Below are 16,484 nucleotides of genomic sequence, written 5' to 3' on the forward strand. Positions count from 1 at the left end.
TACTCTAACGCGGCCCAGCCGGCGAAAGAGGGCAGTTGCGCTTTAAATTCTGGGCGCTGAGGTGAACCTATTTCCAGCTCTACTTGCGGGCTCGGCGCTGCGGGCGCGGAGGGGTCACGCCATCGGCCAGGCGGCGGGTCCAGATAAGGAAGGCGGTATGCGCATTCATGCGGTGCTCCGGGCGCGTAGCCAGGCCTTCGACCTTCCATTCCCGCACCAGAGATTCCCAGGCCTTGGGCTCGGTAAAGCACTTGAGCTCACGGATGCCTTCCATGACCTTCATCAACTGCGGCACCGTTGCCACGTAAGTCATGAACACTCCGCCAGGAATCAGGAGATCGCGCACGGTCTCCAGGTGCTCCCAGGGCTCGAGCATATCGAGGATTACGCGGTCAACTGGACCGCCCACGTCCTCGGCGGTGACATCTCCTAAATCGCCGAGGCGCGGCGACCACCACTCGGGCTGCTCGCCAAAGTATTCCTTGACGTTATCTACCGCATACTCCAGGTGATCATCGCGCACCTCATAGGAATACACATGGCCTTCTGGCCCCACGGCGCGCAGCAGGGACATGGACAGCGCACCGGAGCCGGCGCCGGCTTCGAGCACGCGCGCGCCCATGAAGATATCGCCCTCTACCAAAATCTGCGCCGCATCCTTGGGATAGATCACTGCAGCACCGCGCGGCATGGACAGCACGTGATCCACCATCAAGTGGCGGAAGAGGAGGAAGGAGGAGCCAAGCGTGGACTCAATAACCGAGCCCTCGTCCATACCCACGATGTCATCATGGTTAATGATGCCCTTGTGGGAGTGGAACTGGCCTCCTTCTTCCAGAATGACCGTGTAGTGGCGCCGCTTGGCGTCGGTAAGCTGCACGCGGTCGCCATAGGCAAAGGGGCCGGAATAAGCCATGTCTCAAGACTCCTCGAGGTTGCGGTTACTATCCCACCAAGTATGCCTCAAGTGCCTGCGCGAGCCATACTTGGTCCCGCTCGCCCACCATTTCACGCGCCGAGTGCATAGACAGCATGGGCACGCCCACATCCACGGTGTCGATGCCCAGACGCGTCGCCGTAATGGGACCAATGGTGGAGCCACAGGGCACATCATTATTGCCCACAAACCGCTGCACCGGCACGCCTGCCTTCTTGCATGCTGCTTCCCATAACGCCACCGTGGTGGCATCGGAGGCATAGCGCTGATTGCCATTGATCTTGGTCACCGGGCCCTTGCCAATGATCGGGTGGTGCGTGGGATCGTGCTTGCCCACGTAATTTGGGTGCACCGAATGCGCCGCATCGGCCGAGACACAGCTCGAGCGGGAAAACATCTGGAAACGCTCTTCCTCGTTGGCCCCCAGCGCCCGCGCCGTGCGGGTAAGAACATCCGCCAGGATGGGGCCGCCCGCACCATACCGCGAGCTGGAGCCTACCTCTTCGTGGTCAAAGGCCATCATGACCAAGATATCCTTGCCCTGATAGTTCTCGGCGGCCTTCTTCATCGCTGCCAACGAGGCATGTACGGAAGAAAGGTTATCCATGCGTCCGGCCGCGATGAACTGCTCGCCCGCGCCAAACACTTCGCCGCGGGCAGCATCGGCCGTAATCAGGTTGAAGGAAGCAATATCCTGCTTGGCGACGCCCACCTTTTCCCCCACTACCTGCAAGATCGATGCCTCTGGGTCACCCACGCTCAGAACCGGCTGCATGTTGTGCTGGCGATCCGGCTTAAACTCGTCCTTGCGGTAGAGGTGAATTGCCAGGGACGGAAGGCGCAGTACCGGGCCAGTATTGACCAGGTGCCGAGTGCCATCCTTGGTGACAATCTGCCCGGCCACGGTCAGCTCCCGGTCAAACCAGGTATGCAGCAGCGCCCCGCCATAGATCTCTACTGCCACCTGCTGCCAGCCGACCGCGGAAAAGTCCGGCGTGGGCTTGAGAACCAGGCCCGGCGAGTCCGTATGCGACCCCACTATGCGGAAACCGGAATTCTTATCCGCACCCTCTGGCACGTACCAGGCCGCTACCGCGCCGCCGCGCACCATGACGTGGCCGCCAGGTGCAGCGGACCACTGCGTTCCCTCATCCTGTACCTCAAAACCCGCCGCGCTCAGCTGGCGGGATACCTCATCGGCAGCGTGGTACGAAGAAGGAGAAGCAGCAATGAAATCTAGGAAATCTGCGGTATAACTCATACCTCCTAGCTTGCCACGAATCGCGCGGCGATAGGCTAGATACACCATGGCTACTTCATCTAAACCCCGCCCACTCGCCCTGTCGCCCTCACGCGCCTCCGACTATAAACAGTGCCCGCTGCTCTATCGCTTCCGCGCAATTGACAAGTTGCCCGAGCCCAAGACCATCGCGCAGGTCAAAGGAACCCTTGTCCACGCCGTCTTGGAAGAGATGCACAAGCTACCGCGCGAAGAGCGCACCTATCCTGCCGCGGTGAAGATGATTAAGCCTTCCTGGGCACAGATGACCGCCAAAGACGAGGAGCTTTTAGAGCTCGTGCCAGAAGAAGACACCTACGACTTCTTCGTCGCTGCCAGGGAACTGCTCAAGGGCTATTTCCAGATGGAAAATCCACAGGGCTTTGATTGCCAAGAAACAGAGATGTACGTCAACACGGTCCTGCCCAATGGCGTCCCCGTCCGCGGCTTCATCGACCGCGTGGACCGCGCCCCAACCGGCGAGGTCCGAGTCGTGGATTATAAAACCGGCAAGAAGCCACTTCCCCGCTATTCCCAGGATGCACAGTTCCAGATGCGCTTTTATGCGCTGGTCTACTGGCGCATTCTAGGCACCATTCCCCACCAGTTGCGTCTGATGTATCTCAAGGTCTTGGACTCGATGTTTCTTTCTCCGAACCGTGAGGAACTCGAGTACTTCGAGCGCGATCTCGGCGAGCTGTGGGCCAAAATTGAGGCCGATGGGCGCGCCGGGGACTTCCGTCCGAAGCCATCCAAGCTCTGCGGCTGGTGCGCCCACCAGGCTCTCTGTCCGGAGTTTGGCGGCACTCCGCCGCAGTACCCGGGCTGGCCGGGTTCCGCGGCAGATGCAAAGGACTAGCGCCCCACCTGCCTAGAAAAGGCCCGAAATGGTGCCCTGCTTATCGACGTCGATATTATTGGCCGCCGGCTTCTTCGGCAGCCCCGGCATCGTCATGACGTTGCCCGTGAGCACGACGATAAATCCCGAACCGGTGCGCGGCAGCAATTCGCGCACATGCAGCGTATGGCCTTCCGGCGCCCCCAGAGCAGAGGCATCATCGCTGAAGGAGTACTGCGTCTTGGAGATGACCACGGGCAGCTTGTCCCAGCCATTGTCCTGAATGTACTTCAGATCCATGAGCGCCTTAGCCCCGTATTCCACACGGTCCGCGCGATAGATCTCGCGAGCGATGGTCTCGATGGAGGCCTCGATTCCCTCCTGCGGATCGTAGAGCTGCGTGGCGCCTCCCTGGAGGTTTTCCAGCAAGGTCTCTGCCAGCGTGGTAGCGCCCGCGCCACCCTCGGCCCACACGTTGGCTTCCTCCAAGGCCACGCCGAAGTCTTCGGCCCACTGCCGCATGAACTCGCGTTCTGCTTCGGTATCGGACCAAAAGAGGTTGAGCGCTACAACCGGCTTGATCCCGAACTTGCGCAGGTTTTCTACGTGGCGCTCGAGGTTGACTATGCCCGCCTTGAGGGCATCCAGGTTTTCCTCGGTGAGCTTATCCTTGGCTACACCGCCGTTGTATTTCTGGGAGCGGATGGTGGCTACGACCACAGCACCAGCAACATCTAGGTCGCCAAAGCGCGCCTTGATGTCGACGAATTTCTCGCCACCTAGGTCGGAGCCGAAGCCGGCCTCACTTAAGACGATATCGCCGAATTGGAGCGCGGTTTGGGTCGCCAGCAGGGAGTTACAACCGTGCGCAATATTGGCGAATGGCCCACCGTGCACCAAGGCCGGCACGCCGCCAAGGGTCTGTACCAGGTTGGGGTTGAGGGCATCACGCATAAGCGCCGTGAGCGCACCTTCCGCATTCAAGTCACGCGCAGTAACAGGGCGCTGATCATAGGTGAAGCCGATGGTGATATCGCCGAGGCGCTTCTTTAGGTCCTCGAGGTTCGTGGCCAAGCACAAGATGGCCATGATTTCGGAGGCCGCGGTAATGGTGAAACCGGTTTCTGCAGGCACACCGTGAGCTGGCCCGCCCAGACCGGTCACCACGTTGCGCAGGGCACGGTCGTTGACGTCCATGCACCGCTGCCACGTCACGCGCCGCGGGTCGATGCCCAAGGCGTTGCCTTGGTGGATGTGGTTATCAATGATGGCGGCCAGGGTATTGGTTGCAGAGGTAATGGCGTGAAAATCGCCGGTGAAGTGAAGATTGATGTCTTCCATGGGGACGATCTGTGCATAGCCGCCGCCAGCCGCGCCGCCCTTAATACCCATCACTGGACCTTGGGAGGGCTCGCGCAGTGCAACAATGGCCTTCTTGCCCAACTTGTCCAGGGCGTCGGTAAGGCCGATGAGCACGGTGGACTTGCCTTCACCGGCAGGTGTGGGCGATACGCCGGTGACAAGCACTAGCTTGCCCTGGTTTTCCTTGGAATAGTCCACCTTGGTGATATCGACCTTGGCTTTGGTGGTGCCGTAGGGGATCACGGCGTCGGCAGGAATGCCTGCCTTGGCCGCGATCTCCGCGATTGGCTGCAGGTGGTGGGCTTGGGCAATTTCAACATCGGATGGCTGAGTAGTCATGTTCTTAGCCTACCGAGCTCGCGAGTTAAATAACCCGCATTTTTCCAAGAAAGTGAAGTGAATCAATCTTCCTATTCACGCTGCGATCCAAAAAGGCGCCCTACAGGGCGCCTTGCAGGTGGACTTGTCGTCTATCTCTTAAAGGATGACCAAGCCGAACGCGTAGCCCAAGAGGACAGAAACCACGATGCTGACCGTGCCTGGGATAAGGAATGGGTGGTTGAATACAGCCTTACCGATTCGAGTCGAGCCGGTATCGTCCATCTCCACCGCTGCCAGCAGCGTTGGGTAGGTCGGCAGGATAAATAGTGCCGAGACGGCCGGGAAAGCAGCGACTGCAGTAAGGGGGCTTACGCCCAGAGCCAGGGCTGCTGGCATGAGGGCCTTGGTCGTAGCGGCCTGCGAGTACAGCAGCGCTGCGGCGAAGAACAAGACCACCGCGAGTAGCCACGGCGAAGACTCAATAACGCTGCCAGCCATGGACTGAATATCGTCCATGTAGTGGTTGATAAGGCTGGTACCCAACCATGCAACGCCAAGCACACAAATACATGCGGACATACCGGACTTAAATACCGGGGTATTGAGAACATCTCCGGCCGGGACCTTCGTCATCATGACGATGATGGTGGCCGCGGTAAGCATAACCGTCATAATGGCCTCATTACGTGGCAGGGTTGGCTCTGCAATTAGGCCGACCTGCTCCGAGGTCAGCGTGGCCCAGGCCATCACGATGACGATGGCTACGAGGAACACCAGAACAGAAGCCTTGGCACCCTTCTGCGGCTGGAAGTTCTCAGCACCCAGTGGTTGCTTAACCAGGCCTTGCGCCTTGCGCTCCTGGTACACCGGGTCATCATCTAGTTCCTTGCCAAACTTATTAGCAATCCACGCAGCCGGGAAGATAGACAGGAACGTTGCCGGAATGACGACCGCCAGCACCTGCAAATAGCCCACTCCAGCTGGTTCCAACAGGCTGGCTAGGAGAACCACTGCGGCAGAAATAGGAGAGGCACAAATTGCCATCTGAGAGGCAACTACCGCAATGGAAAGCGGGCGTGAGGGGCGAACCTTGCCTTCTTTAGCTACCTCAACAATGACCGGTAGCGTGGAGAATGCAGTGTGGCCGGTACCGGCCAGCACCGTCATCAACCACGTAACGATGGGCGCGTAGAACGTAATCCGCTTTGGGTTCTTGCGCAGAAACTTTTCTGCGATGTGCACCAGGTAGTCCATGCCACCAGCCCTCTGCATCGCAGCGATGGCGGCAATGACGGTCATGATGATACCGATCACGTCGAACGGGATGTCTTCCCTAGTAATGGGGACACCGGTGAGACCAAGGGCCAACACACCGAGGCCGCCGGCCATACCGATACCAATTGAACCAATCCTCGCGCCCAAGAAAATGGCGGCGAGAACGATGACTATATGAACAATAACCATGGACATACTCCATACGCTCTGTATGCAAACTAAGGGCACGCATCCCCATACAGAGTGCATGCCGTCCTTAACATCTTCTATTTTGCACCTGTCACGTCGATTTATTCACTCGAACTGTCCGTTTGTGTTGATTCCCACATGTATTAAGCGTCTCGTTATAAGACGGTCGGTATCCTTCTCCGCATTCGCCCAGCACAGGGACGTAAAAGGAAACTAGCAACCGCCGATTCCAAACACGCAAAAGACCCCCGCAGCCTTCGCCAGATTTCCTTGTACGCCAAGAGAAAATGGCAGAGACCATGGGAGTCTTCTATGTGGGGCGCTATGCCCTACTGCTTCTCAAAAGCCGCGACTTTAGTCCTCGTCGATGAAGAGCTGACCGCGGAACTCTGGGTGCATGAGGTTCTCAACGGACAGAACCTTGTTCAAGGTTGCTTCATCCAGCAGGCCCTTCTCCAAGACGAGTTCCTTGACGCCCTTGCCGGTCTCCAAGGACTCCTTGGCAATCAGGTCACCGTTGTGGTGGCCGATGAACGGGTTGAGGTAGGTGACGATACCGATGGAGTTTTCCACGTAGGCACGGCAGACATCTGGGTTGGCGGTGATTCCGGTGACGCACTTTTCGCGCAGGGCGTCGACGGCGTTGCCCATGATGCGAATGGACTGGAACAGTGCCTCGCCAATGACCGGCTCCATGACGTTGAGCTGCAGCTGGCCAGCCTCAGCGGCCATGGTGACGACGTGGTCATTGCCGAAGATCTTGAAGCAGGTCTGGTTCACAACCTCCGGGATAACCGGGTTAACCTTACCCGGCATGATGGAGGAGCCGGCCTGACGGGCAGGCAGGTTGATTTCAGCCAGGCCAGCACGCGGACCGGAAGACAGCAGGCGCAGGTCATTACAGATCTTGGCGAGCTTCATCGCGGCGCGCTTGATGGTGGCGTGCAGCAGCACGTATGCGCCACAGTCAGAGGTTGCCTCAATGAGATCGCGGGCGGTCTTCATCTCCAGGCCGGTGACCTCAGACAGAGCTGCGGTGACCTGGTGGCGGTAGCCGGCCGGGGTGTTCACTCCGGTGCCGATTGCGGTTGCGCCCAAGTTGATCTCGAGCAGACGGCGCTGTGCATCGCGCAGCAATGCCTGCTCCTCGTTCAGGTTATTGGCAAAGCCCTTGAACTCATCACCCAAGGTCATCGGAACCGCATCCTGAAGCTGAGTACGACCCATCTTCAGGATGTCCTGGAACTCATTGCCCTTGACCTGGAATGCGGCACGCAGACCATCCATGCGCTCAATGAGGTGATCAACTGCTGCATGCAGACCCAAGCGGAAGCCGGTCGGGTAAGCATCGTTGGTGGACTGGGACATGTTCACATCATCATTCGGGTTGATGATGTCATAGGAGCCCTTTTCCTCACCGAGGTATTCCAGGGCGAGGTTGGCAACAACCTCATTGGTGTTCATATTCAGCGAGGTACCAGCGCCACCCTGGAAAACGTCCAGCGGGAACTGATCCATGCAGCGGCCCTCTTCCAGGATCTGGTCGCAGGCCCAGATGATTGCTTCAGCCTTCTTCTTGGGCAGTACGTGGAGGCGGCGGTTTGCCATGGCGGCCGCCTTCTTGACCTGGACCATGCCGCGGATGAAGTGCGGGATGGTGTTGATGGTCACGTAAGAGATCTGGAAGTTCTCCATGGCGCGTACGGTGTGCACACCGTAGTAAGCGTCAGCGGGTACCTCCAAAGAGCCAAGAAGGTCGGTCTCGGTGCGAGTCTTCTTGCTGGAGTTCTTAGGTGCCTTTTGTTCGGCCACCTTCTGCTGTGCGGCGTGAGTGGAAGTGTCAGCTTCCTTCTTCTTCACGTCCTTTGCTGCAGACTTGGTGTCCTTTTCTTCTTTCTTAGAGGACTTTGCCATGATGGCTCGGCTCCTTTGCCTGTCGAGACTTATATTCGAATGAGTAACCTCAAGCGCTAATGTTAGCCACGACTGAATCTATTTGGGCCGACCCAGAGAAAATGATCCCCCTAAAAGCGGGCGATGCGTAAATCGGAAGCCAAAATTGCCTCCGCTCCAAGTTGGGAAAGTCGGTCCATGACTTGGTTGGCTTGCTTCTTCGGAACCATCGCTCGCACTGCCACCCAGTTCTCACGCGCCAACGGCGACACCGTAGGACCGGTTAATCCTGGAGTAATACCAGCGGCTGCATCGAGGTTGGATTGAGCAATGTTGTAGTCGATCATTAGATATGTGCGAGCGTGCAGAATTCCCTGAATGCGGTCGAGCACTACCTGCTCTTCCTCAGTGACCTCTACCCCCGTGCGCTTAATGACTACCGCCTCGGATTCAATGATCGGCTCCCCGAACGGCGCTAAGCCTTGCTGACGCAAAGTAGTACCAGTTGACACGACATCAGCAATAACATCGGCAACGCCTAGCCGGATGGAAATCTCTACGGCGCCGTCCAATCGAATAACATCGGCCTCAATCCCATGTGCGGCGAGGTTTGCGCGAACAAGATTGGGGTACGACGTCGCGATCCGCCGCCCAACCAGTTGAGAGATATCCCACTCCTCCCCCTGCGGGGCTGCGTACCGGAACTTGGAGCCACCGAAGCCTAAAGGCAGTACTTCATCAAAGCTCGCTTTAGAGTCAAGCGCCAAGTCTCGGCCAGTGATGCCTAGGTCTAAGACCCCGCGGGCAACATAGATGGCGATATCTTTCGGCCGCAGGAAAAAGAACTCGACCCCGTTATCGGAATCCACTACGTTGAGCGCTTTGGAATGCCCGCGGCCCTTATAACCGGCCTCTGTAAGGATCTCCACGGCGGCTTCTGACAACGAGCCCTTATTCGGTACAGCAATCTTGATCATGCGGATCCTTCCATCCTGTGGGGTGTTGCCTAGAGGTAGTTATAAAGGTCTTCAGGGGTAAGTCCGCGCTTAAGCATCATGACCTGAGTCCAATAGAGCAGTTGGGACATCTCTTCCGCCAGCTCATCGTTGGACTGATATTCAGCGGCGATCCATACTTCCCCGGCTTCTTCGATGATCTTTTTACCGATGAAATGCTCGCCCTTATCCAGCGCGGCAACGGTGCCGGAACCAGCTGGACGCTGGTCGGCCTTCTCGGCTAGTTCGGCAAAAAGAGTCTCAAAGTTCTTCACGCCTACCTATTGTTCCACAGGTAGATAGAGAATGTAGGGGAACTCTGAATTTCTACTGCCGCGCCGAAATCTTAGCGAACCACTCATAGACGTCAGTGGCCTTAGATCCCGCGAGGTGCCACGAATCGCGGAGGCTAGAGATTTCGGTGACCTCGGTCGGAACCTCAACCTGGTCATCTTCGGGCAAACCGATAACCACACAGCCGGCATCAACGGCGGCGCGCATGCCGGTTGCGGAATCTTCGAAAACTAAGCAATCCGCGGGATCTGCTCCAATGCGGCGGGCGGCCTCGCGGTACATATCCGGTGCTGGCTTGCCGGCAGGAACCTCATCCCCGCAGATAGTATCGACGAAATACTTCCGCCCCAACGCAGTGATAGCAGCGTCAGCAACATTGCGCTCGGTATTGGTAGTGACCATCATGGGCACCCCTTCCGCCTTTAGCTCTTGGAGCAAGGCGGGAATTCCCGGAAAGATCTCCAACTTGCGAGCAAAAAGACCCTTGACATAGTCAAACATCTGGGCGCGGTAACGCTCGCTGTCGCCTGGCTGCAGCGAAACTCCCGCATTATCTGCGCAGATTCCCAAGGTGGTATCAAAGGTCGCACCCACCGTGGCTAGGCGCTGGGTGGGAGTGAGCCGTTTGCCCAGCAGTTCCGAAAGATAGAACGTTGCCTCCGCCCAGAGGGGCTCCGAATTAGTGAGGGTCCCATCCATATCCCAGAAGATGGCGGCGGGCTTAGACAGGCCGGAAGCGGCGGTGGAGTGCGACACGGGAATAAAGCTAGCTTTCTCTATCAGGAAGGAAATAGTGTCACCGTCTACAGTGCAAGCACACGGCGGTAAGTGCCAGCCGCGCAGTTAGCGCGAGCTGGCACTTACTAAGGCGGAAGGGGCAGAACTAAAAGTCCAGTTCCGGAATCTGCGACAGGGCTTCGTCGTCTGCTCCGGTGGCCGCGCTGGCGTTATAGATAAGCTCAGAGAGCTCTTCCTTTTCCTCTGGCTCGAGAACGGCATCGTGCTGAGCGCGATTAAAATCTGCCAACTTACGAACGGTCTTGGACAAGACGGTGACCAACTGTGGTCCGTCCGGATCGTCCGGAAGTGCATCCAGCCCATCGAGCATCTGCTCAAGGTGGCCGCGCAGCTCTGGGAGGACGTTGGCGTCAAACGGTGCCTCCCAGAACTCCTTTTCCTCTTCCTTGAGGTAATCGCCGGTGGCGAAGGACTTCAGGTCACTAATGAACTCATCTACGTTGGGCTGGAAATCGGCGCGAATGCTCATGCTGTAGATACTGCCCTATCTTGCCTAAGCCTGCACGCCGAGGAGCGAATTTAGTGCGGTACGAACCAAATCGGCCGCGCCGTCCTCGTCCGTGCCACGATCGGCTTCTGCCCACTCATCCACGGCAGCGAGCGCGGCCGGGGTATCAAGGTCGTTGGCGATTGCGGCACGCAGCTTGGCGACGACCTCTTCGGCCCCTGCCATGCTTCCCGGCTGCTCAAGAGCCTCCCGCCATGCGGCGAGGCGGCGCTTAGCGCCGCCGAGCACCTCGTCGGACCAGTCGCGCTCGTCGCGGTAATGGCCTGCGAAGACGCCCAAGCGGATAGCGGAGGGATCCTCACCCGCTCCGACGAGCTTGTGAACGAAGACGAGGTTGCCCAAGGACTTAGACATCTTGACCCCGTCGAGGCCAATCATGCCAGTATGCACGTAGAACTGTGCCATGCGATCAACGTTGAGGGCGGCCTCGGCGTGGGCAGCGGAAAACTCATGGTGTGGGAACTTCAGGTCGCTGCCGCCACCCTGGATATCAAAGGTTGCTCCCAAGCGGTTAGTAGCGATGGCGGAACATTCAATATGCCAGCCTGGGCGGCCAGGCCCAAAGGGCGACTCCCAGGCTGGTTCGCCCTCGCGGTGGGCTCGCCAGATAAGTGCGTCGAGCGGATTCTTTTTCCATGGGCGGTCGGGGTCGCCGCCGCGCTCGGCAAAGAAGGTGCGCATCTCTTCGGCAGAGTAATTGGACTCATAACCAAAGCGCTCGGTGGCCTCGATGGAGGCGTAGATATCTGGGTGCTCGGGGTCGTCTACGACGTAGGCCGCTCCGGCGTCGAGAAGCTTCTGCACCATTTCCACGACCTCATCGACGGCTTCCATGGCGCCGATATAGTCCTGCGGAGGGAAAACGGAGAGCAGCTCCATATCGGAACGGAAGAGATCAATTTGAGAAGTGCCGAGCTCACGCCAATCTACACCGTCGCGTTCGGCACGTTCGAATAGCGGATCATCGACGTCGGTGATGTTTTGGACGTAGTGAACCTTCTTCCCGGCATCCAGGAACGCACGGTAGATAAGGTCAAAGGTCAGATACGTGGCGGCATGGCCCAGGTGGGTGGAGTCATAGGGCGTGATGCCACACACGTACATGGTGGCGGTATCCCCTGCGACCTCTACGGGAGCGATGGTTTGGTTCGCAGAATCGTACAAGCGCAGCTGTGCCGCATCACCCGGCACAGGGCGGAAGGAAGGTGTTGGCCAAGAATGCATAGCCACCATACTAACGCGGCGTGCCTTAGAGCGGCTGCAGGACTCCCAATGCCAAGAGGATCATGACGAGCACGCCGACTGGGATGCGGTAAGCGGCAAACCAAGAGAAGGAGTGGTTGCCCACGAACTTTAGTAGCCACGCAATGGAGGCGTAGCCCAGTACAAAAGCGATGCCAGTGCCGACCAGAAGCTGCAGGCCGGAGGCTGCTTGGCCGGATTCGGGAGAAAAGGCGTCGGGAAGCGAGAAAAGCCCCGAAGCCAGCACAGCCGGAATGGCCAGCAAGAAGCTAAAGCGAGTAGCCACCTCGCGGTCCAGCCCCAGGAACAGACCACCGGAAATGGTGCCGCCGGAGCGGGAAACACCCGGAATGAGCGCCAAGCATTGGCACAGGCCCATAATGATGGCGTCTTTCATGGTCAATTGGTCAAAACTGCGCTCCTTCTTACCCATCTTTTCTGCAGCGATAAAGACAAAGGAGAATAGGATGAGCATGGCAGCGGTAATCCACAGGTTGCGCAGGGCGCCGCGGATAGCGTCCTCGAATGCGAAGCCGATGATGCCGATAGGAATGGAACCCACGATGACCATCCACCCCATGCGCCAGTCCTGGCCGCGAGAGGACTTATCGGCCCAGCCGCGGAACCAGCCGGAGAGAATCTGCCAAATCATTGGGGCGAAATAGACCAGCACAGCCAGCTCCGTGCCCAGCTGGATAACTGCGGTGAAGGAGGCGCCGGCGTCGTTGTCCCAAAATAGTTCGGAAACAATGCGCAGGTGACCAGAGGAACTTACCGGAAGAAACTCGGTAAGCCCCTGCACGATAGACAAAACAATGACCTGCGCCCAAGAAACAGCGTCAGTTGCGGTATTAGAAATCACCCGCTTCACACTACAGCCGCGCTGGGCTTCGAGTTTTTACAACGCGCGCTGTTAGGATTAGTAGCCGTGAAATCTCAATCTGGCTCCGCACTTATCCTTTCCAGTTTGCTGGCGCTGAGCGCCACCGCGTTGGCCGCCTGCCAGCCCGACGTGGGCGTGGGCGCCGATCCAGAGACCGCGGTCAAGGGCAATGCCACCCCTGCGGCTTCCCCGGCTAAGGCGGATCCGGAAGGCACTGTGGTCGACCTGAAGGACGACATCACTGACCTTGCCTCCTTTGATGACTCACTGGCAGTGCGCACCAAGGACGAGCTTCTCATCGGTAGCCAGAAGGATTTTGAAGAGAAGAAGGCTACCTCGCTAGACATTTCTGCGGAGTGTGGTGACCTCAGTTCTTCGGAGTCGGGCTTCGTGCTCGCTTGCCCGGACAAGGTTCTCCTCATCGATCCTGCATCCCCGGACTCTCCCCAGGAGGTCCACATGGAGGAGGACTCCCCCGTTACCGCCGCCACCCAGCTATCCAGCGGCGAGATCTTTGCCACCTCGGCCGATTCCACCACGGTAGGCATCTATAAGGACGGCAAGCGCGACGGAGATATCGAGGTAGAGGCCGGCTCGGACCAGCTATTGGCCGTGCCCAATTCCTCGGGTGATGACGGAGTGGTGCGCATCCACCGAGAGGATTCCACCATCCAGAACGTGGACTGGACGAATGATCGCGCGGGCGGCCGACTGCGCGTGGGCCAGGGCGTCGGCAGCATCGCGGTGGGCGATAACGGCGTGGTCCTCGCCTCCGATACCGAGGGCGGCCGCTTGGCCGTCTACACCTCAGATGACGTCGTCCGCCTGCATCAATACGGCAACGTTGAGGGCACCCCATGGGGCGTAGCCTGGGATAATAAGCGCAATCTGGCGTGGGTGAGCGCCACCGATACCAATAAGGCTTATGCCTATGAAATTGGCAAAGGCGTACCAGAGCTGCGCGGAGATCTCTCTACCGTGCCGGATGCGCAGAATATTGCCCTGCTTGGCGACGGCACCTTTGTCGCCGCCTCCGCAACTGGCCACGGGCTGCAGTTCGTGGATGCCCCGCACCTGAAGAAGGAGTCTTAATACTATGACCAGCACTATTGACCAATTGCGCGCGCAGGCTTACCAGCTTGCCTTGCGGGGCATGTTTAAACTGAGCCCGGAGCGCATCCACGAGATTATCAACACTGCGCTCAGCGGACTCCAAGCCGCCGGGCCAGCCAACCGAGCCCTGGCAAAGATCCTGCCGGTCAACGATCCAGTTCTGCGCCAAGAGGTCTTCGGAGTAGAATTTCCCCGCCCGTTGGGACTTGCCGCCGGGTTTGATAAAAACGCCGCGGCTGCTGATACGTGGTCTCCCATTGGCTTTGGCTTTGCAGAGTTGGGCACAGTCACCGCCCAAGCACAGCCTGGCAATCCTGCTCCGCGGCTCTTTCGCCTGAAGGCCGATAAGGCCATCTTGAACCGGATGGGCTTTAACAATAAAGGTGCGGCAGCCGCCGCGGAAAACCTGCGCAAGCGTCGCTACAGCGATGTCATTGGCATCAATATTGGCAAAACCAAAATCACCCCCGCCGAGCATGCAGTAGAAGACTATCGCCGCTCCGCGTCGGTGTTGGGCGATTTGGCAGATTTCCTAGTGGTCAACGTTTCTTCGCCGAATACCCCGGGCCTGCGCGACCTGCAAGCAGTAGAATCGCTGCGCCCCATTCTCTCCGCCGTGCAAGAATGCACCGCGGTTCCGGTGCTGGTGAAAATTGCCCCAGATCTTTCCGATGCCGACGTTGACGCCGTAGCAGACCTAGCCCTCGAACTCGGCCTCGACGGAATCGTAGCGACAAATACCACCATTTCCCGCGAGGGCCTTAAGACCCCAGCCGCCGAGGTAAAGGACATGGGTGCCGGTGGCGTATCCGGCCCTCCGGTAGCCGAGCGCTCCCTAGAGGTACTGCGCCGCCTTAATGAGCGAGTCGGCGGCCAGCTCACCCTCATCTCCGTGGGCGGCATCTCCACGCCGGAGCAAGCATGGGAGCGCATCACTTCCGGTGCTTCCCTGCTGCAGGGCTACACCGGTCTCATCTACGGCGGTCCGGACTGGATCCGCGATATCCACCGCGGCATTGCCGCTCAAATCCGTGCCCACGGTTTGAGCAATATTTCCCAGGCGGTTGGCTCCGGCCTCCCCTGGAAGCCCTTGGATTAGTCCAGCCCAAGGCTTTTCAACACAAGGTCCGCCTACTTCTCCTGCTGCACGCAGAGGAAGTAGGCGGACCCTTTGTCTTTGCTGTGCTGACTAGGTCTGCGCCATAACGCTGCGCCTGAGAACCAGTGCGCACAACACCGCAAAGCCGGCGTAGAACACGACCCAATACTGTGGTTGAGTGAATAGGATATCGCCGGGTACAAAGCGGCTGGCTGCAATGATCACAATGGCGATGACCAATGCGGCAACCTGCGCGCGACTTCCCGCCTGACTTTTGCTCATGGTGCTGAAGGCCCCGACGATGACAGCGGCGACAAGAATCGCCACTTTGGAATACGTCCATTCGAAATCGGCACCCCAACCATCCGTGAAGACGGAGATTAACGCAAAGAGCACCAGCACGAATGCGACCACCATGAAGGCGCCGCCCACCCGCAGCGCCGTCGGCGGGCTAGGCTGCGATGAAGTAGAGCTACTCGCCATTACTTCGCCTCGTACCAGCCCCACAAAATGGCGCGGCCAAGGGCGTGGAAATGCAGGTTGAACCCAAGCACGGTCGGCGAAGCATCTGGGTCGATGTCGAGCTTTTCTACGTCAACTGCGTGGACGGCATAGAGGTAGCGGTGCGGGGCGTGTCCGGCAGGCGGGTTAGCGCCGAAGTAGGTGCGCTCGCCGGAATCGTTGCGCAAGCTGATGACGCCGTCAATACCCAAGTCCTCCGCGGCGCCGGCATTGGTAGGCAGCTCGCTTACCTCGACGGGGATATTGAACGCCGCCCAATGCCAGAAACCAGAAGCCGTTGGCGCATCTGGGTCGAAACAGGTCACGGCCAGGGACTTAGTGCCTTCCGGCAGTCCGGACCACGCTAGCTGAGGCGATACACTCTCCGGGGCGCGGAGCTTTTCCTGCAGCTCGTCTCCTTCCACCACATCGGTAGACGAGAGAACGAAGGAAGGAACATCGCGTAGCGGTGCGTAAGGATCTGGTCCAGGAAAGCGGGAATCATCTGCATAAGAAGTCATAGACCCCTTTGTACCCCACCTCACAAGCCGCTGTCGATGTAGTGTAACCGCCGCACCCTGCATATATTTTGCCGCACACGTGGAAAGCCCCCAACCAGACTTACAACCATGTATTTTCACACGCCGTAAACGGTAGCTTTTTCACGCCTTACGCTGGCGATTTGTAAAGCAAGCCTCGAGCAGGATACAGTATCGGAGTGCCCAGCCGAGAGGCTGATAAACACCCTGCCCGGGTGGCGGAATGGCAGACGCGCTAGCTTGAGGTGCTAGTGTCCTATTAACGGACGTGGGGGTTCAAGTCCCCCCTCGGGCACAGTGTGAAGTCTCGAGACATCGTTCCGGTCGATGCCTCGAGATTTTTCGTTTTCAGTTGCCCTGTTGGGGGTCAAGTTCGTTGTCTTTCTTGTTGTAATAGATCTTTTCTTCGGCGAGTGTG

16 protein-coding genes and 1 tRNA gene are annotated in these 16,484 nt (G+C 58.5%); 4 read left to right on the forward strand and 13 right to left on the reverse strand.

Annotated elements, in window-relative coordinates; genetic code table 11:
- Positions 1 to 79 precede the first annotated feature (79 nt).
- Entirely contained in the window at positions 80 to 916 is an 837-nt protein-coding gene (locus MHK00_RS07400) for a tRNA (adenine-N1)-methyltransferase (RefSeq protein WP_239193930.1), read from the reverse strand.
- A gap of 28 nt (positions 917 to 944) precedes the next feature.
- Positions 945 to 2,198 carry a M18 family aminopeptidase gene (locus MHK00_RS07405; protein WP_250411033.1) on the reverse strand — a complete coding sequence of 418 codons (1,254 nt, stop codon included), beginning with the start codon at positions 2,196 to 2,198 and terminating at the stop codon, positions 945 to 947.
- A gap of 46 nt (positions 2,199 to 2,244) precedes the next feature.
- Here MHK00_RS07405 and MHK00_RS07410 point away from each other — a divergent pair, with 46 nt between their 5' ends.
- The gene (locus MHK00_RS07410) at positions 2,245 to 3,075 is read left to right on the forward strand and encodes a RecB family exonuclease (RefSeq protein ID WP_250411035.1); all 831 of its coding nucleotides are present in this window, start codon (positions 2,245 to 2,247) and stop codon (positions 3,073 to 3,075) included.
- Between the two features lie 12 nt (positions 3,076 to 3,087).
- On the opposite strand, the gene MHK00_RS07415 is transcribed toward MHK00_RS07410, so the two are convergent.
- The 9 genes from MHK00_RS07415 to MHK00_RS07455 all read right to left on the reverse strand — a co-directional run bounded on the left by MHK00_RS07415 (position 3,088) and on the right by MHK00_RS07455 (position 12,793).
- Entirely contained in the window at positions 3,088 to 4,755 is a 1,668-nt protein-coding gene (locus MHK00_RS07415) for a formate--tetrahydrofolate ligase (RefSeq protein WP_250411036.1), read from the reverse strand.
- Between the two features lie 138 nt (positions 4,756 to 4,893).
- Positions 4,894 to 6,201, reverse strand: a complete 1,308-nt coding sequence (locus MHK00_RS07420) for an anaerobic C4-dicarboxylate transporter (RefSeq protein ID WP_239229938.1) — start codon at positions 6,199 to 6,201, stop codon at positions 4,894 to 4,896.
- Positions 6,202 to 6,555: 354 nt separating this feature from the next.
- Positions 6,556 to 8,115, reverse strand: coding sequence for an aspartate ammonia-lyase (gene aspA, locus MHK00_RS07425; protein WP_005324790.1), 1,560 nt, complete (start codon positions 8,113 to 8,115; stop codon positions 6,556 to 6,558).
- 110 nt (positions 8,116 to 8,225) lie between these two features.
- Entirely contained in the window at positions 8,226 to 9,071 is an 846-nt protein-coding gene (hisG, locus tag MHK00_RS07430; RefSeq protein ID WP_250411038.1) for an ATP phosphoribosyltransferase, read from the reverse strand.
- A gap of 29 nt (positions 9,072 to 9,100) precedes the next feature.
- Positions 9,101 to 9,364 (reverse strand): phosphoribosyl-ATP diphosphatase, encoded by a 264-nt coding sequence (locus MHK00_RS07435; protein ID WP_250411040.1) that lies wholly within the window; start codon positions 9,362 to 9,364, stop codon positions 9,101 to 9,103.
- A 52-nt stretch (positions 9,365 to 9,416) separates the two neighbouring features.
- Complete coding sequence (locus MHK00_RS07440; protein WP_366512265.1) at positions 9,417 to 10,139, reverse strand: HAD family hydrolase; 723 nt, start codon at positions 10,137 to 10,139, stop codon at positions 9,417 to 9,419.
- Positions 10,140 to 10,266: 127 nt separating this feature from the next.
- Complete coding sequence (locus tag MHK00_RS07445) at positions 10,267 to 10,650, reverse strand: hypothetical protein (protein WP_250411042.1); 384 nt, start codon at positions 10,648 to 10,650, stop codon at positions 10,267 to 10,269.
- A 24-nt stretch (positions 10,651 to 10,674) separates the two neighbouring features.
- A complete protein-coding gene (gene mshC, locus MHK00_RS07450; RefSeq protein ID WP_250411043.1) occupies positions 10,675 to 11,913 on the reverse strand; it encodes a cysteine--1-D-myo-inosityl 2-amino-2-deoxy-alpha-D-glucopyranoside ligase in 1,239 nt (412 codons plus the stop codon).
- Positions 11,914 to 11,938: 25 nt separating this feature from the next.
- Complete coding sequence (locus tag MHK00_RS07455) at positions 11,939 to 12,793, reverse strand: undecaprenyl-diphosphate phosphatase (RefSeq protein WP_250411045.1); 855 nt, start codon at positions 12,791 to 12,793, stop codon at positions 11,939 to 11,941.
- 66 nt (positions 12,794 to 12,859) lie between these two features.
- Between MHK00_RS07455 and MHK00_RS07460 the strand changes: the two genes are divergently transcribed.
- A complete protein-coding gene (locus MHK00_RS07460) occupies positions 12,860 to 13,906 on the forward strand; it encodes a YncE family protein (RefSeq protein WP_250411047.1) in 1,047 nt (348 codons plus the stop codon).
- Between the two features lie 4 nt (positions 13,907 to 13,910).
- Positions 13,911 to 15,026: a quinone-dependent dihydroorotate dehydrogenase gene (locus MHK00_RS07465; RefSeq protein WP_250411049.1), complete on the forward strand. Its 1,116-nt coding sequence runs from the start codon at positions 13,911 to 13,913 to the stop codon at positions 15,024 to 15,026.
- A 90-nt stretch (positions 15,027 to 15,116) separates the two neighbouring features.
- Here MHK00_RS07465 and MHK00_RS07470 read toward each other — a convergent pair whose 3' ends face one another.
- Together MHK00_RS07470 and MHK00_RS07475 are read right to left on the reverse strand one after the other, a co-directional pair.
- On the reverse strand, positions 15,117 to 15,509 hold the full coding sequence (locus tag MHK00_RS07470) for a hypothetical protein (protein WP_250411050.1): 393 nt from the start codon (positions 15,507 to 15,509) through the stop codon (positions 15,117 to 15,119).
- Positions 15,509 to 16,048 carry a YbhB/YbcL family Raf kinase inhibitor-like protein gene (locus MHK00_RS07475; protein WP_005324806.1) on the reverse strand — a complete coding sequence of 180 codons (540 nt, stop codon included), beginning with the start codon at positions 16,046 to 16,048 and terminating at the stop codon, positions 15,509 to 15,511. The genes MHK00_RS07470 and MHK00_RS07475 overlap by 1 nt, the downstream gene beginning before the upstream one ends.
- Positions 16,049 to 16,275: 227 nt before the next feature.
- Between MHK00_RS07475 and MHK00_RS07480 the strand changes: the two genes are divergently transcribed.
- Positions 16,276 to 16,361, forward strand: a tRNA-Leu gene (locus MHK00_RS07480).
- The last annotated feature ends 123 nt before the right edge of the window (positions 16,362 to 16,484 follow it).

Source organism: Corynebacterium tuberculostearicum, from assembly GCF_022347385.1.
Taxonomy (GTDB): Bacteria; Actinomycetota; Actinomycetes; order Mycobacteriales; family Mycobacteriaceae; genus Corynebacterium; species Corynebacterium tuberculostearicum_M.